Origin of the sequence: Methylobacterium sp. WL8, from assembly GCF_008040045.1 — a bacterium.
Lineage (GTDB): Bacteria > Pseudomonadota > Alphaproteobacteria > Rhizobiales > Beijerinckiaceae > Methylobacterium > Methylobacterium cerastii.
Genome location: NZ_VRVF01000007.1, coordinates 31,312 through 49,411, shown reverse-complemented (window position 1 = coordinate 49,411; position 18,100 = coordinate 31,312). Strand labels below are relative to the sequence as shown.

Here is an 18,100-nt window from a genome sequence, read left to right as displayed (position 1 = left end):
CGCGCGCAAGCCGTCGCGCGCAGGCCGGCCGGAACCCCCTCACGCGCCGAGGATCGGCTTGATGATCTTCTCGATTCCATCGACCGTCATCTCGCCGGTGTAACGCTCGCCGTTGATGAAGAAGGTCGGCGTCGAATCGACCTTGAAGGTCTCGAGCCCGCGTTGCTTCACGCCGTTCACGGCGGCGTAAAGCTTCTGGTCCTTGAGGCAGGTCTCGAACTTGTCCTTCGAGATCCCGGCCTGCTTCAGCATCTGCTCCAGGGCGTCGACGGGCTTCGGCGTGAAGGCCCAGGCCGGCTGCTGGTCGAAGAGCAGGTCGGTGATCGGGTAGTACTTCGCGTCGCCGTCGCAGCGCGCCAGCATGAAGGCGGCGGTGGCGAGGGGATCGAGGGGGAATTCCCGTAGCGTGAACCGTACCTTGCCGGTGTCGATGTAGCGCTCCTTGAGGGTCGGGTAGGTTGCCTTGTGGAAGGCGGCGCAGTGCGAGCAGGTCATCGATGCGTACTCGATGATCGTCACCTTCGCGTCCTTCGGCCCGAGCCAGACGTCGCCCAGCGGACCCGGCTGCATCAGCCCGTCGACCGGCACGCTCTCGGCGAACGCGGCCGCCGACAGCTTCGGCAGGATGAGGGCGGCGCCGATGGCGAGGCCCGTGGCTTTCAAAGCGTCGCGCCGGGTGATCATGGCCGTGCCTGCCTTCCGCGTTCCGTCCTGTCGACTTCTCGGGATGCGGTAACCGCGCCGGCGCACCCTGGCAAGGCGCCTAGCGCCGGGGCGAGGTCGCCACGACGGCGAGCCCGAGGCGGTCGAGGGCATCGCGTAGGCCGTCGTGCTCGATGGCGGAGACCGCCTGCGCGATCTCGCCGCGCCGGCCCGGATCCACCGTCGGTTCCGGTGCGCGCCGGGCGACGCGCCCGACCCGGTCCTGCTGCAGCACGATGCGGCCGACGCAGGCCCAGCCGTAATGGGCGTTGATCCGCTGGATCACCACCGGCGCCAGATGCTGCAGCTCGATCGCGAACACGCCCTCGACCCGCACCACCAGCGTGCCCGAATCGGGCGCGTCCTCGGTCCGGCGCTTGCGCTTGGGCCATTCGAGCTTCGAGGGCCTACAGAACTTCGCCAGGCGCTCGCCGACGATGTCCGGCCATGCCGCGAGGATGTCGGTCGAGGCGAAGCCCTGCGCCGCGAAGGCCGGGCCGATGCAGCCCTCGATCAGTTCGGCCAGCGGTTTGACGCGCGCCATGCTTGTGGAAGATCCCGCCGGTTGCGACGGCGAGGATAGCGCAAGGCCGGCGGCAAAGGGAGCGCTTTCGGCGCACGCGCCATGCCGCTATGCCTGCCGGCGATGCCTGCGTCCGAACCCTCCCCGAAGGCCGCCGACCTGCTGGTCTGGTACGACCGGCACCGCCGCGTCCTGCCTTGGCGCGCGCTGCCCGGCGAGCGGCCCGATCCCTACCGGGTCTGGCTCTCCGAGGTGATGCTGCAGCAGACCACGATCGCGGCGGTGAAGCCCTACTTCGCGACCTTCCTCGCCCGTTTCCCCGACATCGAAGCCCTGGCCGCGGCCCCGGAGGAGGCGGTGATGTCGGCCTGGGCCGGGCTCGGCTACTATTCCCGGGCGCGCAACCTCCACGCCTGCGCCAAGGCGGTCGCTGCGGCTGGGCGATTCCCCGACAACCTCGATGGGTTGCGCAAGCTCCCCGGCGTCGGCGCCTACACGGCGGGCGCGGTGGCGGCGATCGCCTTCGACCGGCCCGAGGCGGCGGTGGACGGCAACGTCGAGCGCGTGATGACGCGGCTGTTTTCGATCGAGGCGCCCTTGCCCGGCGCGCGTCCCGAAATCCGGCGCGTGACGCAAGCTTTGGTGCCGACCGAGCGGCCCGGCGACTTCGCGCAGGCCGTGATGGATCTCGGCGCCACCATCTGCACGCCCAAGCGTCCGGCCTGTGCGCTGTGCCCGTGGATGGCGCCCTGCCGCGCTCGCGCGGCCGGCAACCCGGAGACCTTCCCGCGTAAGGTGAAGGCGGTGAAAGGCACCCTGCGGCGCGGCGCGGCCTTCGTCGTGGTCCGCTCGGGTGACGAGGCGGTCCTGCTCCGCACCCGCCCGCCGGAAGGCCTGCTCGGCAGCATGGCCGAGCCGCCGATGAGCCCGTGGGCGCCCGACTACGACCCTGCCGGCGCGCTCCTCGACGCGCCGCTCGACGCGCGCTGGAAGCGCCTGCCCGGCCTGGTGCGGCACGGCTTCACCCACTTCCCGCTGGAGCTGACCGTGTTCCTGGCCCGCGTCGCGCTGTCGACGCAGGAGCCGGCCGGGATGCGCTTCACCCCGCGCCGCGACCTCGACGAGGAGCCGCTGCCCGGCGTGATGAAGAAGGTGCTGGCCCACGCCTTCGACCCGATGCCAGAGCCCGAACTGAAGCCGCGCGGCCGCCCGAAGCGCGACCCGCCGCCGATGCCGATGTTGGCGGTGTGGGAAGCGCCGGAGACGGTGGCCGACCCGCCGCGCTTCCGCCCGGTGCCGAAGCCGGCCCCGCGTGTGGTCGCACCGGCGCCGGCGGAGACCGACGAGATGTTCGAGGCGGACGCGGAGGTGGTGCCGCCGGTCCGCAAGCCGGCGAGGCGGGCGCCGCGCAAGCGGTGAGCCGGGCGCGATGGCTGCCGAGGTGCACGTGAAAGTGGCAGGTGCCATTCGACACCGCGCGCGATGGGCGTCTAATTCGTCGCCCTGCAGGACGCTACGGAAATGCTGTAGGGCACTCCCTTTCCGCCTTCGCCGGGCCGGAACTTCCTGAACGGGCCACGATGTCGCCGATCATCTCCATCGAGAACCTGTCGAAGACCTATGCCTCGGGCCTCTCGGCCCTGAAGACCGTGAACCTCGCGATCGCCCGCGGCGAGATCTTCGCCCTGCTCGGGCCGAACGGGGCCGGCAAGTCGACGCTCATCAACATCGTCTGCGGCATCGTCACGCCGAGCACCGGCACCGTGACGGTGGACGGGCACGACATCGGCTCCGGCTATCGCGGCGCGCGCAAGGCGATCGGGCTGGTGCCTCAAGAACTCACCACCGACGCCTTCGAGAGCGTGTGGAACACGGTGAGCTTCACCCGCGGACTGTTCGGGCTGAAGAAGGACCCAGGCCACATCGAGCGCGTGCTGCGCGACCTCTCGCTCTGGGAGAAGCGCGACGCGCGGCTGATGACCCTGTCGGGCGGCATGAAACGCCGGGTTCTCATCGCCAAGGCGCTCTCGCACGAGCCGACGGTGCTGTTCCTCGACGAGCCCTCGGCGGGCGTCGACGTGGAACTCCGCCAGGACATGTGGCGCATGGTGCGGCGCCTGCGCGAGCAGGGCGTGACCGTGATCCTAACCACGCACTACATCGAAGAAGCCGAAGAGATGGCCGACCGGATCGGCGTGATCCGCAAGGGCGAGATCATCCTGGTCGAGGAGAAGGCCGAGCTGATCCGCAAACTCGGGCGCAAGCAGCTCACGCTTCAGTTGCAGGCGCCGCTGGCCGCGTTGCCGGCCGACCTTGCCGACCGCGGCCTTGAATTGAGCCAAGGCGGGCAGGAGCTCGTCTACACCTACGACGCCAAGGCCGAGCGCACCGGCATCACCGGCCTGCTCACCGACCTAGGCGCGGCCGGCATCCGGTTCAGCGACCTGCGCACCAGCCAGTCATCTCTGGAAGATATCTTCGTCGACCTCGTCAGGGAACGCGCATGATCCCGGCGGCCGCGAGATCCCAACCCACCATCCCCCGGCTGCCGGCAAGCGCGAATGCGCGTCGCCGCCCGTGTGGCGCTCGCCTCTCTGGGCGTCAGTATCGAGAGGCAAACCGATGAACTGGCCTGCCATCCGCGCGATCTATCGGTTCGAGATGAGCCGCTTCTGGCGCACGGCGATGCAGAGCATCCTCGCACCGGTGATCTCGACCTCGCTCTACTTCGTGGTGTTCGGTGCGGCGATCGGGTCGCGCATGAGCACCGTCGACGGCGTGCCCTACGGCCTTTTCATCGTGCCGGGCCTCGTGATGCTCGCGCTGCTGACCCAGAGCATCGCCAACGCCTCGTTCGGCATCTACTTCCCGCGCTTCGCGGGCACGATCTACGAGATCCTGTCGGCGCCGATCTCACCGGTGGAGGTGGTGCTCGGTTATGTCGGCGCCGCGGCCTCGAAATCGATCCTGATCGGGCTGATCATCCTCGCCACCGCCGCCCTGTTCGTGCCGCTTCACATCGAGCACCCGGTCTGGATGATGGCCTTCCTGGTGCTGACGGCGGTGACCTTCAGCCTGTTCGGCTTCGTCATCGGCCTCTGGGCCGACGGCTTCGAGAAGCTGCAGCTGGTGCCGCTCCTCGTCGTGACGCCGCTGACCTTCCTCGGCGGCAGCTTCTACGCGATCGAGATGCTGCCGCCGTTCTGGCGGACCGTCAGCCTCGCAAACCCGGTGGTCTACCTAATCAGTGGATTCCGCTGGGCCTTCTTCGGCACGGCCGACGTCGCCATCGGCATCAGCCTCGCGATGACCGGCCTGTTCCTGGCGGTCTGCCTCGGCCTCGTCGCCTGGATCTTCCGCACCGGTTACCGCCTGAAGAGCTGAGCGCGAGCTTCCTGAAGTCGTTCGAAAACGCATAAAGACATCTTTATGTCTTGATTGCTTCGTATCCGGTGCTCTGCTAGATGCCTCGGCGAGAGGCAACCCGAGACACGGAGCGACGCAGCATGGCCCAGGATTACATCGTCAAGGACATCGGCCTGGCCGATTACGGCCGTAAGGAAATCTCGATCGCCGAGACCGAGATGCCGGGCCTGATGGCCACCCGCGAGGAGTACGGCCCGTCGCAGCCGCTCAAGGGCGCCAGGATCGCCGGCTCGCTGCACATGACGATCCAGACCGCGGTGCTGATCGAGACGCTGAAGTCCCTCGGCGCCGACATCCGCTGGGTGTCCTGTAACATCTACTCGACCCAGGACCACGCCGCCGCGGCGATCGCTGCCGCCGGCATCCCGGTCTTCGCCATCAAGGGCGAGACCCTGGAGGAGTACTGGGACTACACTTCGAAGCTGTTCGACTGGCATGGCGGCGGCATGCCGAACATGATCCTCGACGACGGCGGCGACGCCACCATGTTCGTCCACCTGGGCCTGCGTGCCGAGAACGGCGACACCGCCTTCCTCGACAAGCCGGAGTCCGAGGAGGAGGAGATCTTCTTCGCGCTCCTGAAGAAGAAGCTCGCCGAGAAGCCGAAGGGCTGGTTCGCCGGTCTCGCCGACTCGATCAAGGGCGTCTCCGAAGAGACCACGACCGGCGTTCACCGCCTCTACAACCTCGCCAAGGAGGGCAAGCTGCTCTTCCCGGCGATCAACGTGAACGACGCCGTCACCAAGTCGAAGTTCGACAACCTCTACGGCTGCCGCGAGTCGCTGGTCGACGGCATCCGCCGCGGCACCGACGTGATGATGGCCGGCAAGGTCGCGATGGTCGCCGGCTTCGGCGACGTCGGCAAGGGCTCGGCGTCCTCCCTGCGCCACGCCGGCTGCCGCGTGCTGGTCTCGGAGGTCGACCCGATCTGCGCGCTCCAGGCCGCGATGGAAGGCTACGAGGTCGTGACGATGGAAGACGCGGCGCCGCGCGCCGACATCTTCGTCACCGCCACCGGCAACAAGGACATCATCACCCTCGACCACATGCGGGCGATGAAGGACCGGGCGATCGTCTGCAACATCGGTCACTTCGACAACGAGATTCAGGTCGCCGGCCTCAAGAACCTCAAGTGGTCGAACATCAAGCCGCAGGTGGACGAGATCACCTTCGCCGACGGCCACCGCATCATCCTGCTGTCGGAAGGTCGCCTGGTGAACCTCGGCAACGCCACCGGCCACCCGTCCTTCGTGATGTCGGCCTCGTTCACCAACCAGACGCTCGCCCAGATCGAACTTTGGACCAACCCGGGCAAGTACCAGAAGCAGGTCTACACCCTGCCGAAGGCGCTGGACGAGAAGGTGGCCCTCCTCCACCTCGAGAAGATCGGCGTGAAGCTCTCCAAGCTCCGCCCCGACCAGGCCGCCTACATCGGCGTCTCCGAGAACGGCCCGTTCAAGCCCGACCACTACCGCTACTGAGGCGCTCGGCGCGGGCACGCGCCGAGCGGTACGGACGAGCGACAAGAGGGCCCGGCGGAAGCGCCGGGCCCTCTTCGTTTGTCAAGCCGCAAGGGCCATGGCGGACTGTGTCTTCTGTGTGTCGTTCGTCTGCGACCTGCCGGCGACGGGTTACAGCCAAGCTAATTCCCCTTCCGGCGCAAATCCCCGGCGCGTTAGACTACCTGCGGTTCGACAGGTCGTCGGGTCGTCGGATCTCCATCCACCCGAATCGTGCGGGCGGGGACCCGTCGCCGCGCGTTCGTTCGCGTCGATCTGACCGGCGGTTTTTGGAGACGGGACGGATCATGGCGGTCGATCGGGCGGCACGGCGCACAGCCGGGGCCGGCGCTCTCTTCATCGCCGCCGTCGGCCTGCCGGCTCCCTCCCTTGCGGCGGGCGCCGACCTTCCGAGCTGGGGTTTCGGCTCGCACATGCACAACGTCGCCGCCGCAGCGATCTTCGGCGGCCTCGTCGCCTTCGCCACCATCGTCGCCCTTCTCTATCTGAGCGAGCGCTCGCGCTGGACCCGCCGCGAGCGCGAGCAGGCGGCGGCCCTCGACGCCCTCAGCGGCGCCCACGACCGGGCCGAAATGCTGCTCGCCGCCGAGCGCCAGATCATCGTGACCTGGGACGGCCGCAGCGAGGCGGTGGTCGAAGGCGATGTCGGCCTCGCCTTCGACGGCGCGCGTCCGGCCTCCGGCTCGGCCCGCCGCATCCTCGCCTTCGGCAGCTGGCTCGTCCCCGCCGACGCCGAGGCGGTCGAGACCGCCGTCGAGGCGCTTCGGGTGCGCGGCACGAGCTTCCGCGCGACGCTGCGGAGCCAGTCCGGCCGCAGCATCGAGGCGCAGGGTCAGGCGGTGGCCGGCCGCGTCCTGCTGCGCCTGCGCGAGACCACCGAGGACCGACGGCAGATCTCCGAGTTGCGCGAGACCCTGGAAGATGCCCGCCGCGGCCTCTCGGCGCTGGCCGGCCTCCTCGACGCGATCCCGCAGCCGGTCTGGCGGCGCAACCGCGAGGGCAGCCTCGCCTGGGTCAACACCGCCTACGTCGCCGCCGTGGAAGCCACCACCCGCGAGGGCGCGATCCAGGACGGCATCGAGCTCCTCGACCGTCCGGCCCGCGAGATGATCGCCCGCGAGGACGCCCAGCGCCGCCCCGCCGGGCAACGTCCGGCACTTCGCCTGTCCGCGGTGGTGGCGGGTGGCCGGCGTATCCTCGACGTCACCGAGACCGCCCTGGAGGGCGGACGGGTCGGGATCGCGGTGGACGTCTCCGAGCTGGAGAGTGTGCGCGCCGACCTGCAGCGCCAGATGGACGCCAATGTCCGCACCCTGGACCAGTTGCCGACCGCGGTCGCGATGTTCGATGCCGGCCAGCGGCTGATCTTCCACAACGCCGCCTACCGCCAGCTCTGGGACCTCGACCAAGGCTTCCTCGACGCCCGCCCCCTCGACGGCGAGATCCTCGACCACCTGCGCGCCGCGCGAAAGCTCGAGGAGCATGCCGACTTCCGCAGCTGGAAGCAGGGCGTGCTGGCCGCCTACCGGTCGGCGGAAGCCAACCCGGCCTGGTGGTACCTGCCCGACGGCCGCACGCTGCGGGTGCTGGCCGAGCCGAACCCGCAAGGCGGCCTGACCTACCTTTTCGATGACGTCTCAGACCGGATGAAGCTCGAATCGCAATACAATGCGCTGATGCGGGTGCAGGCCGAGACCCTGGATACCCTCAAGGAGCCGGTGGCGGTGTTCGGCGCCGACGGGCGCCTCACCTTTGCCAACCGCGCCTTCGCCGCTGCCTGGCGACTAGACCACGAGAGCCTGGAAGCCCGCCCGCACGTCGAGGCGGTGATCGAGGCGTGCCGCGTGCTGGCGCCAGCCGACGAGCCGTGGCTCGACATCCGCGACGCGGTGGTTGGCCTCGAATCGCGCACCGGCATCGCCTGCAAGCTCGAGATGGTGGACGGCACCGTGCTCGACTGCACCGCCCAGCCTCTGCCCGAAGGCGCGACGTTGATCACCCTGATCGACGTCACCGCAAGCGTGAACGTCGAGCGGGCGCTGACCGAGAAGAACGACGCGCTCGAAAAGGCGGCGCAGCTTCGCGACACGTTCGTCCACCACGTCTCCTACGAGCTGCGCTCGCCGCTCACCAACATCATCGGCTTCACCCAGCTTCTCGGAGACGAGACCGTGGGTGCGCTGAACGCCCGCCAGCGCGAATATTCCGATCACATCATGCGCTCGTCCGGCGCGCTCCTGGTGATCATCAACGACATCCTCGACCTCGCCTCGATCGATGCCGGTTCCCTCGAGCTCCAGCGCGAGACCGTGGACGTTCAGGCCACCATCGAGGCCGCGCTGCTCGGCATCGAGGACCGCCTCGCGGAATCCGATCTCAGCCTCGTCCTCGACGTGCCCGACGACATCGGTAGCGTGTTCGTGGACGGGAAGCGCGTCCGCCAGATCCTCTTCAACCTGATGTCGAACGCCGTCGGCTTCTCCAGCGCCGGCCAGAGCATCACCGTGCAGGCGCGCCGGACGGCTGGCGACCTCGTCCTCAGCGTGCGCGACCAGGGCCGTGGCATGCCGCCCGAGATCGCCGCCCACGTGTTCGACCGGTTCGAGAGCCACACCCTCGGCACGCGCCATCGCGGGGTCGGCCTCGGCCTGTCGATCGTGCGCTCCTTCGTCGAGCTGCATGGCGGCCGGGTCTCGCTCGATTCGCGCCCCGGCGCCGGCACCTGCGTGAGCTGCACCTTCCCGATCGTCCTGCCCGCGTCGCACGCGGCGCGGGACCTGGAATCCGAGGCGACCGAGGAGGCGGCCGAGTAGGCCGCCCCGGTTCAGCCGAGGGCGCGGGCCGCCTCGGCCACGGCCTGGACGCGGGTGTCGACGGTCCTCGAGGCGTCGGCGATGCCGTCCATGTTCAGCCGGACGCGCTGGACGCTCTCGGCCGCGTTCTGCATGTTCACCGACATGTCACGCGTCACCGCCGCCTGCTGCGTCACGGCGGAGGAGACGCTGAGCGAGATTTGGCTGACCTGCCCGATCGTCTGGCTCACGAGCTCGATCGCCCGTACTGCCTCGGCCGTCGCCTCCTGCACAGCGGTGACCTGCCTCCCGATCTCCTCGGTCGCCTGCGACGACTGCGTGGCCAGGGCCTTCACCTCGGCGGCGACCACCGCGAAGCCGCGGCCAGCCTGACCGGCGCGCGCCGCCTCGATGGTCGCGTTCAGAGCCAGGAGGTTGGTCTGGTCGGCGATGGTGCGAATCGTGGTGATGACGCTGCCGATCCGCTCGGCCGAGGCCGTGAGGCCGGAGATGATGGTGCGCGCTTCGTCCGAGCGGCCGACCGCCTCGTCGGATGCCGACTTCGCCTCGACCGCGTGCCGGGTCAGTTCCTCGATCGACGCCGAGAACTCCTCGGCCCCGGCTGCCACCGCCTGGACGTTGCCGGAGGTCTCGGCCGCCGCGCGCGCGGTCTCGGTCGATTGGCGGCTGACCCCCGACATCTCCTGCATGATGTGGCCGAGGTCGACCTGGATGAGGCGCTGGCCTTCAGCGCGGCGGCGGCGCTCGTTTACCTGCGCGGTCACGTCGGTAGCGAACTTCACCACGGCGAAGGGACGTCCATCGCGGTCCAGGATCGGATTGTAGGCGCCGTGGATCCAGACCTCCTGGCCGGCCTTGCCCACCCGGCGGAACTCGCCCGCCTGGAAGGTGCCCGCGGCTAGCGTCTTCCAGAACGCGGCGTAGGCGGGCGAGGCGGCGTCCGCCGCCTCGACGAAGATCCGGTGGTGGCGGCCTTTGATTTCGTCGAGGCGGTAGCCCATCGTCGTAAGGAAGTTCGCGTTCGCATCGGTGACGATGCCGTCCAGCGTGAAGTGGATCACCGCCTGGGAGCGGTTGAGCGCATCGATCTGGCCCTGGCAGATTGCTGCCGCCTTGGTCTCGGCGGTGATGTCGGTGGCGAGTTTGACGACCTGTACCGGCCGGCCGCCGCGATCGAGCACCGGATTGTAGGAGGCCTGCAGCCAGATCTCACGGCCGTCCTTGGCGACGCGCTTGAAGGTGCGGGCTTGCGTCTCGCCGCGGGCCAAGGCCTCCCAGAACGCTCGATACTCTGCGGTCTCGCGCTCGGCGCCCTCCATCAAGATTCCGTGATGCTGGCCGCGGATCTCAGACAAGGCATAGCCGAACAGGCTCAGGAAATTCGCGTTTGCATCGAGGATCCGGCCGTCCAGGCCGAACACAATGCGGGCCTGTGACCGGTCGATCGCATCGATGACGGCATTCACCTTCTGGTTGATAAACGACATTCCAGTGAGCCTTGTAGTTCGTGATCTTCATGTAATATTGCGGAGAAAGCTTAAAAAATCGGCTTCCAAGACTTTGAACATGACATATTAGTTTATGGGTCGCAGCAACAACTTCTAGGTGTAAGTCAAAGGGGCTATCTAAGAGTAAGGTTGCGCCCTGTCGTCCCGCTAGCGGTCGGCGACGGCATCGCAGACATTCCATGACGCCGCCGACGCGTTCGCAGCGATCCACACGCTTGGTATCGCAGTCTCGACGCAGACGCTCAATACGACCTCGCCGGCCGGCTTGACCAAGCGGTTTCGCGTGGCCACGACGCAGGCGATGTACGAACCTTCCTCATCCGGCTGGACCGTCTTCCGCAACGGCGACTTCCGCCTGTTCGGCATGTCCCGGTTCCTCACCGGCCTTGCCTACCAGATGCAGGCGGTGGCGGTCGGCTGGTTCGTCTACGACCTGACCCACTCGGCGCTCGCGCTCGGCCTCGTCGGGCTGGCGGGGTTCCTCCCAGCGATGCTGGCCGCGCTGATCACCGGGCACGTCGCCGACACCTACGACCGGCGCCTGGTGGCGGCGGCGTCCTTCGCGGTGCAGGCGGCGACCAGCGCGGCGCTGCTCGCCTACGCCTGGCGCGGCGCCGGCGCGGTCTGGCCGATCTACGGGCTCGTCGTGTTGATCGGTACGGCGCGCGCCTTCGCCAACCCCTCCCTGCAGGCGCTGCTGCCGACCTTGGTGCCGCGCGACCTGTTCGGCTCGGCGATCGCCTGGAACGCCTCGCTCTGGCAGAGCGCGTCGGTGCTCGGGCCGGCGCTCGGCGGCTTCCTCTACGCCCTTGGGCCCAAGGTGGTGTTCGGCTCGGCCTCCGCCAGCTTCGCCCTCGCGGCGGTCGCCACCGCCGCGATCCGCTTCCGCCCGGCCCCCGTGTCGGAGCGGCCGCCGGTGACCTGGGCGACGCTGTCGGCCGGGATCGGCTATATCCGGGCCCATCCGGTGGTGCTCGGCGCGATCAGCCTCGACTTGTTCGCGGTGCTGCTCGGGGGCGCCACCGCCCTGCTGCCGATCTTTGCGGCCGAGGTGCTGCATGTCGGCCCGCTCGGGCTCGGGGCGCTTCGGAGCATGCCCGCGGCCGGCGCCGTGCTGATGGCCGTCGTGCTGGCCTACCGGCCGCTGCGGCGCCATGCGGGCGTGAGGATGCTGCGCGCCGTAGCGGTCTTCGGTGTCGCGATCATCGTGTTCGGCCTTTCGACCTCCCTGCCGCTGTCGATGGCCTGCCTGTTCGTCACGGGTGCCGCCGACATGATCAGCGTCTACGTCCGCCAGACCTTCGTTCAAGGCGAGACCCCGGACGCGATGCGCGGCCGGGTGTCGGCGGTGAACACCGTCTTCATCGGCGCCTCGAACGAACTCGGCGAGTTCGAGTCCGGCTCGGTCGCGGCGCTGATCGGCGCGGTGCCGGCCGTGGTGGTCGGGGGCGCGGCCACCGTGCTGGTCGCCGTGCTCTGGGGCCGGCTCTTCCCGGCACTCCGAGCGCGCGACCGGCTTCTGCGCGAGGGGTGAAGCTGGAGGCCGACGGCCAAGCTAACCCATTCCGGCCAGGATGGGCTGGTCTACGCACCTCCGCCCGGGTCGTCCGGGTCGCTGAAGGAAGCCGACCTTGCTCGTTCGTACCGTGTTCGCGTTCACCCTGTCCGCCACCGCCGCGCTCGCCGCGCCGAACGCGTCGGCCGTGCCCGACCGCGCCGCGCTGAAGCAGAACTGCACCGGCGATTACCTCGCCCTATGCAGCGAATTCTCCCCCGACGCCCCGGAGGTCCAGGCCTGCTTCAAGCAGAACCGCGCCAGCCTCTCGCCGAACTGCCAGGCCGCGATCGGTGGATACGTGAAGGCGCAGAAGCGCGGGTGAAGGGGAGCCCGACGGGTCGCCGGGCTCCGCTTCCGAAAACTACTTCCCGGCCAGCAGCGGCGACCAGGTCGGGTCGGAGGCGTAGGACGGGGTCGGCACCGGATTTTCGACCTTGCCGGTGATGTCGACCATGTAGAGCTTGCCGCCGCCCTGGCCGCCGGGATCGCGGAAGAACAGCACGTACTGGCCGTTCGGCGCGAAGGTCGGCCCCTCGTTGTGGAAGCCTTCCGTCAGCACCCGCTCGCCGGAGCCGTCGGGCTTCATCACGCAGATCGCGAAGCCACCCTTGCGCTGGCGGGTGAAGGCGATGAGGTCTCCTTTGGGCGACCAGGCCGGCTGCGAGGCCGAGCCCTCCCCGAACGAGATGCGGTGCGGGTTCGAGCCGTCGGCGCCCATCACGTAGACCTGCTGCGAGCCGCCGCGGTCGGATTCGAACACGATCTGGCCGCCGTCCGGCGAGTAGGTCGGCGACGTGTCGATCGCCATGCCATTGGTGATCGAATGCTGGGCCTTCGAGGCGATGTCCATCGTGACGATGTCTGCGTTGCCGCCCTGCTGCACGCTCATGATGAGGCGGCGGCCATCGGGTGAGAAGCGCGGGCTCGCGCTCATCGAGTCGAAGTTGCCCATCGCCGTCCGGCTGCCGGTCTCGAGGTTGATCACCTGCACCCGCGGCTGGTGGCCGGCGGCCTGCGCCATGAAGGCGATGTCCTGCGTCGCCGGCGAGTAGCGCGGGGCGACGACGGCGTTCTCGCCGGTGGTGAGCGCCCGGACGTTGGCGCCGTCCTGGTCCATCACCATCAGGCGCTTGCGGCGGTTCTCCTTCGGGCCGGATTCGTCGACGAAGGCGATGCGGCTGTCGAACCACGGCCCGAGGCCGGTGATCTTGGTGTAGACGCTGTCCGAGATCAGGTGCCCGGCGCGGCGCGCGTTGGCGGCGTCGGTGCCGTATTGCTGGCCGGTGATCTGCTGGCCCGAGGTCACGTCCCACAAGCGGAACTCGACCTTGAGGCGGCCCGAGGCGTCGCGCGAGACGCGGCCGGTGACGAGGCCCTGCACGCCGGCCGCGCGCCACTTCTCGAAGCCGGGGGCGGCATCGAAGTTCGGCGATTCGGGGAATCGGCCCTTCTCCAGCGGCAGGAAGTAGCCGGAGCGGCGCAGGTCGTTCGTCACGACGCTCGAGACGAGGCCGCCGAGGTTCGCGTCGCCCGAGAAGTCGGTCACCGCGATCGGCATCGGCTGGAACGAGCCGCCACCGATGCGGAGCTGAAGCTGGGCCTGGGCCGGCCCGCTCAAGCCGATGGCCGCGAGCAGCAGCAGCGCGAGGCCATAGAGGGCGGCGGGCACGTGCCGGGCCCGGGTGAGCGAACGATGCAGCATGGGGTTTGGTCCGGAAACGTTGGAGCGGGTGCCGGCGAGGTCGAGACTTCGGGTCGGCTTCGGCGTCAGGTCGCGGTGAACTCGAACTCCGCGTTGATCGCCTTCCAGTCGTTGTAATAGGGCTGGTACTGCGCCGGGATCTTGTAGGGCGCGCACCGGCGCACGGCGCGCAACGCCGCCTGCGCGATCGACTGGTCGACCGAGCTCGACCCGCCGCGCATGATCCGCGGCTCGGTCGAGAGCGAGCCGTCGGCGTTCAGGCGGATGTCGAGCACCGGCAGCACCACGCCCTGCGCCGCGCCGGGCGGCGCCGAATAGCAGCGCTCGATCTGCTGCTGCAGCATGCCGACGAGGGCGTCGCGCAACGAGGGCGACAGGCGCTGCGCGGTGCCGGTGGCAGCGCCGAGGGAGGCCGTGCGCTGGACCTCGTGACCGGTCGAGCCGGTGGATTGCGACGGCGCCTTCGAAGCCAGGATCGACTTGATGTCGCCGGCATTGAACTTGGCGGCGAGCTCGGCCTGCTTGCGCGCCTTCGCCTCGGCGTCGGCCTTGGCGCGCGCATCCGCGACCGCCTTCGCCTTGGCTTTTGCCGCAGCCTCGGCCTTCGCGGCGGCTGCGGCCTCAGCCTTCTCCTTGGCCTCCTCGGCCTTGGCTTCGGCGATCTCCTTCTGGCGCTCGGCCTCGGCTTCCGCCTTCGCCTTGGCTTCGGCCTTGGCGGCGGCCGCCTTCTCGGCAGCCTTGGCCGCCTCCTTGGCCGCGTCCGCCTTGGCTTTCGCCTCGGCTTTGGCCTTCGCATCCGCAGCCTTGGCTTCTGCGGCGGCGGCTTCCGCCTCCTCGCGCTCGACGAGCTTGGCGAGCTGCTCGCGCTTCACCGCCTCCGCCTTGGCGGCCTCGGCGGCGGCGGCCTTCGCTTCCGCCTTGGCGGCGGCGGCCTTCTCCGCGGCGGCGGCCTTGGCGGCTTCCGCCTTCGCCTCGGCTTTGGCGGCGTCGGCCTTCTCGGCCTCCGCCTTCTCCTTGGCCATCTTGGCGGCCTTGGCCGCTTCCGCCGACGGGTCGGGCTCGTTGACGCGCAGCGGCATCTCGTCGGCGTTGGCGAGCTTCATGTCGCTGGTGCGCGTCGGCGCTGTCGGAGAATCGACTTTCGCGTTCTCCGGCTCCTTCTCTTCGAACTTCTCCGCCTTCTTGTCGGCACGGGGCTTGGCGTCCGACAACGGCTTCTCGGCGTTGCGCTCGCCCTTGGTCAGCTCGGAGAACTGGTTCTCGGTGATCACCTCGACGGGCACGCCCTCCTGCGCCTCGGGAAGCGCGGGCGCGGCGACGCTGAACAGGGCGAAGACCAGCAGCCCGACATGGGTGCCGGCCGAGACCCAGAAGCCCGGTTCGCTGCGGAAGGAGGCGAGCCTCACGGACGCGCTACCGCTGCTCGGGCTCGGTGACGAGCGCCACCTTCTTGAAGCCGCCGCCGGTGACGATCGCCATCACCTGCGCGACCCGGCCGTAGTCGACCCGCTTGTCGCCGCGCACGAAGACGCGCTCCTCGAAGCCGGACTTGGCCTCCAGGGTCAGCTTCGGGATGATGGTGTCGTCGGTGAGCTCGTCCTCGCCGAGGAAGACCTGACCGGACTGGCGGATCGAGATCGTCACCGGCTTGGTGTCCGAGTTCAGGGGCGAGGCCTTGGATTGCGGCAGATCGAGGGGCACGCCCACCGTCATCATGGGCGCCGCCACCATGAAGATGATCAGCAGCACCAGCACGACGTCGATGAACGGCGTCATGTTGATCTCGTTGATCGGCCCGCCGCGCTTGCCGCGCCGCCGCCGCTTGCCGCCCCCTTGAGCGCCCGCCGCCATGCTCATGTGTCGATCCCTTCGCGGTCGGTCAGGCGGCGAGCGACAGGCGCTCGTCGATCTGGCGCGACAGGATGGCGGAGAACTCGTCGGCGAAGCCTTCCAGGCGCGACTGCTGCTTGGAGACCGTGGCCTGGAGCTTGTTGTAGGCCAGCACGGCGGGAATCGCCGCGAACAGGCCGATCGCGGTGGCGAATAGCGCCTCGGCGATGCCCGGCGCCACCACGGCGAGCGAGGTGTTCTTCGAAGCGGCGATCGAGGTGAAGGCGGTCATGATGCCCCAGACCGTGCCGAACAGGCCGATATACGGGCCGGCCGAGCCGATGGAGGCGAGGAACAGCAGGCGGCCCTCGAGGCGCTCGACCTCGCGCTGGATCGTCACGTCGAGCACCTTGTCGATGCGCTGCGACAGTGACTGGATCTGGCGGCCGGTGCCCTCGAACGAGCGCTTCCACTCGCGCATCGCCGCGACGAACAGGGCGGCAAGGCCCGTGGCCGGGCGGTCGTTGAACGAGCGGTACAGTTCCTCCAACGAGCGGCCGGACCAGAACGCGTCCTCGAACGCGTCCATCTCGTCCTTGGTGCGGCGGAACAGCAGCGTCTTGTCGACGATGATCGCCCAGCACCAGATCGACGATCCGAGCAGGCCGATCATGACGAACTTGACGACGACGTGGGCCTGCAGGAACAGCCCGAGCAGCGTCATGTCGGCGACGGGCGCAGCCTGCATCGCATCGGCTGGGTTCATGGTCGGTGGTCCTCACGTCCCCATGGCGGAGCGGCTTCCGAGGGGGAAACCCTCGCGACATCCGGCTGAACCATGGGCGATGCCTGAAAAATCGCCCGCGAATCTGTCGAAAGTAGGGTCGTCGCCGCAGCGCACCCTCGACGTCTCGGCCGAGTGAAGCGCCGAACGCGGTTAAGGAAGCGTTGCACGCCGGACCAGGGCGGATCGCAGAATAAGGATGTTATTTCAATCGAGCGAGACACTACTCAAATCGAAGGCGACGAAAGTGTTTGTTTTATATTAAATGTATTTGATTTCTCATCCTAAGGTTGTAATCTTTATATTCGTCAAAATACCGAGTAAATTAATGGCTTTTTTACCCTGATCGGCGATTCATGGTCGAAGATCCTCGTCAACGCGCTCGTGGTGGGCCCGAGCTTGGGTCATCGATGGGTTTCCATGGCATTCCTGACATTGCGCCGGAGCGCGAAGGCTCCTTCCGTCGAGACGATGACCGAGTCGCCGCATGCGGTCGACTTCGAAGCGGTCCTCGGAGCCTTGCCCACCAACGTTCTGGTGTTGAATCCGACCACCGCGGCGATTACTTATGCGAACAAGCGGAGCGTGGAGACGCTGAACGCCCTGCGGCAGCACCTGCCGTCCGTCGTCGATCCCAACCGCATGGTCGGCCAGTCGATGGACGTGTTCCACAAGAACCCCCACCACCAGCGCTCGATCGTCGGCGATCCGTCGCGGTTGCCGTGGCGCACCAAGATCAAGCTCGGCCCCAAGACCCTCGATCTTCACGTGTCCGCCGTCCACGCCGCCAACGGCGAGTACATCGCCGCGGTGCTGTCCTGGGCCGACGTGTCGCCGCTCACGGACGGGATCGCCAGCTTCGACCGCACGATGCAGGCCGCGCTCAATCAGACCGCCGCCGCCACGGGCGCGATGCGGCAGGCCGCCGACAGCGTGCTGAACGCCACCGGACAGACCTCTGAGAGCGCGGGACGGGCGGCCTCCAGCGCGGCGGAGACCACGGTCAACGTGCAATCGGTGGCCGCGGCCGTGGAGGAGTTCAGCGCCTCCAATGCCGAGATCACGCGGCAGATGACCCATTTCAGCAGCGTGACGGCGCAGGCCGTGACGGAGGCGCAGCAGGCGATGGAGAACGTCAGCACCCTGTCTGAGACCTCGCAGCGCATCGGTGTCGTCGTCGGGTTGATCAACTCGATCGCGAACCAGACCAATCTCCTGGCCCTGAACGCCACCATCGAGGCGGCACGCGCCGGCCCCGCCGGCCGGGGCTTCTCGGTGGTGGCGGCCGAGGTCAAGGAACTGGCCGCGCAGACGGCCAAGGCGACGAGCGACATCTCCGATCAGATCAACATGATCCAATCCGCCACCCGGATGACCGTTTCGTCGATCGAGCGGATCTCCGAGGTGATCAAGGGAATCGATGCCGGCTCGACGACGGTCGCCGCGGCGGCCGAGGAACAGGCCGCCGCCTCGGCCGAGATCAGCCGGAGCGCGCGCGACGCCGCCGACCTGACCACCGAGGTGAGCGGCGGGATCAGCGCGGTGGCGGCCAGCGCCGCGACCTCGACGGATTCAGCGCAGACCGTGCTCCAAGCCACCACCGACATGGACAACCAGATGGCCGAGGTCACGCGGGCGGTCGCGACGTTCCTGGAGGAAGTCCGGCGGATCTGATCGCGCCGCCCCCCTTCACGAGAACGTCTTCGAGCGACGCCGCTGCCGACTCGCTCGAAG

Annotated in this window: 15 protein-coding genes; 8 read left to right on the top strand and 7 right to left on the bottom strand. The window is 68.6% G+C overall.

Annotation, left to right across the window (positions count from 1 at the left end; all coding sequences use genetic code 11):
- Positions 1-39: 39 nt before the first annotated feature.
- Together FV234_RS04475 and FV234_RS04470 are read right to left on the bottom strand one after the other, a co-directional pair.
- A complete protein-coding gene (locus FV234_RS04475; protein WP_147750599.1) occupies positions 40-684 on the bottom strand; it encodes a DsbA family protein in 645 nt (214 codons plus the stop codon).
- A 79-nt stretch (positions 685-763) separates the two neighbouring features.
- Positions 764-1,246, bottom strand: a complete 483-nt coding sequence (locus FV234_RS04470; protein ID WP_147750598.1) for a DciA family protein — start codon at positions 1,244-1,246, stop codon at positions 764-766.
- A 102-nt stretch (positions 1,247-1,348) separates the two neighbouring features.
- Here FV234_RS04470 and mutY point away from each other — a divergent pair, with 102 nt between their 5' ends.
- The 5 genes from mutY to FV234_RS04445 all read left to right on the top strand — a co-directional run bounded on the left by mutY (position 1,349) and on the right by FV234_RS04445 (position 8,984).
- Positions 1,349-2,644, top strand: coding sequence for an A/G-specific adenine glycosylase (gene mutY / locus FV234_RS04465; protein WP_147828223.1), 1,296 nt, complete (start codon positions 1,349-1,351; stop codon positions 2,642-2,644).
- Positions 2,645-2,805: 161 nt separating this feature from the next.
- The gene (locus FV234_RS04460; protein WP_147762701.1) at positions 2,806-3,732 is read left to right on the top strand and encodes an ABC transporter ATP-binding protein; all 927 of its coding nucleotides are present in this window, start codon (positions 2,806-2,808) and stop codon (positions 3,730-3,732) included.
- Positions 3,733-3,847: 115 nt separating this feature from the next.
- Positions 3,848-4,609 (top strand): ABC transporter permease, encoded by a 762-nt coding sequence (locus tag FV234_RS04455; RefSeq protein ID WP_147727174.1) that lies wholly within the window; start codon positions 3,848-3,850, stop codon positions 4,607-4,609.
- Between the two features lie 122 nt (positions 4,610-4,731).
- Positions 4,732-6,132: an adenosylhomocysteinase gene (gene ahcY / locus FV234_RS04450; RefSeq protein ID WP_147762702.1), complete on the top strand. Its 1,401-nt coding sequence runs from the start codon at positions 4,732-4,734 to the stop codon at positions 6,130-6,132.
- A gap of 326 nt (positions 6,133-6,458) precedes the next feature.
- Positions 6,459-8,984 (top strand): PAS domain-containing sensor histidine kinase, encoded by a 2,526-nt coding sequence (locus FV234_RS04445; RefSeq protein WP_147762703.1) that lies wholly within the window; start codon positions 6,459-6,461, stop codon positions 8,982-8,984.
- A gap of 11 nt (positions 8,985-8,995) precedes the next feature.
- On the opposite strand, the gene FV234_RS04440 is transcribed toward FV234_RS04445, so the two are convergent.
- Positions 8,996-10,471: a PAS domain-containing methyl-accepting chemotaxis protein gene (locus FV234_RS04440; protein WP_147762704.1), complete on the bottom strand. Its 1,476-nt coding sequence runs from the start codon at positions 10,469-10,471 to the stop codon at positions 8,996-8,998.
- 322 nt (positions 10,472-10,793) lie between these two features.
- Here FV234_RS04440 and FV234_RS04435 point away from each other — a divergent pair, with 322 nt between their 5' ends.
- Positions 10,794-12,026, top strand: coding sequence for an MFS transporter (locus FV234_RS04435; RefSeq protein WP_147762705.1), 1,233 nt, complete (start codon positions 10,794-10,796; stop codon positions 12,024-12,026).
- A gap of 97 nt (positions 12,027-12,123) precedes the next feature.
- On the top strand, positions 12,124-12,372 hold the full coding sequence (locus tag FV234_RS04430; protein ID WP_147762706.1) for a hypothetical protein: 249 nt from the start codon (positions 12,124-12,126) through the stop codon (positions 12,370-12,372).
- A 39-nt stretch (positions 12,373-12,411) separates the two neighbouring features.
- On the opposite strand, the gene tolB is transcribed toward FV234_RS04430, so the two are convergent.
- The 4 genes from tolB to tolQ all read right to left on the bottom strand — a co-directional run bounded on the left by tolB (position 12,412) and on the right by tolQ (position 16,348).
- A complete protein-coding gene (gene tolB, locus FV234_RS04425; RefSeq protein ID WP_147828222.1) occupies positions 12,412-13,752 on the bottom strand; it encodes a Tol-Pal system beta propeller repeat protein TolB in 1,341 nt (446 codons plus the stop codon).
- 65 nt (positions 13,753-13,817) lie between these two features.
- The gene (gene tolA, locus FV234_RS04420; protein WP_147828221.1) at positions 13,818-15,158 is read right to left on the bottom strand and encodes a cell envelope integrity protein TolA; all 1,341 of its coding nucleotides are present in this window, start codon (positions 15,156-15,158) and stop codon (positions 13,818-13,820) included.
- Positions 15,159-15,165: 7 nt separating this feature from the next.
- Positions 15,166-15,609 carry a biopolymer transporter ExbD gene (locus tag FV234_RS04415; RefSeq protein WP_187273574.1) on the bottom strand — a complete coding sequence of 148 codons (444 nt, stop codon included), beginning with the start codon at positions 15,607-15,609 and terminating at the stop codon, positions 15,166-15,168.
- Between the two features lie 22 nt (positions 15,610-15,631).
- Positions 15,632-16,348, bottom strand: a complete 717-nt coding sequence (gene tolQ / locus FV234_RS04410) for a protein TolQ (RefSeq protein ID WP_147750589.1) — start codon at positions 16,346-16,348, stop codon at positions 15,632-15,634.
- Between the two features lie 489 nt (positions 16,349-16,837).
- On the opposite strand from tolQ, the gene FV234_RS04405 reads away from it, so the two are divergent.
- Positions 16,838-18,040, top strand: coding sequence for a methyl-accepting chemotaxis protein (locus FV234_RS04405; protein WP_246686113.1), 1,203 nt, complete (start codon positions 16,838-16,840; stop codon positions 18,038-18,040).
- The last annotated feature ends 60 nt before the right edge of the window (positions 18,041-18,100 follow it).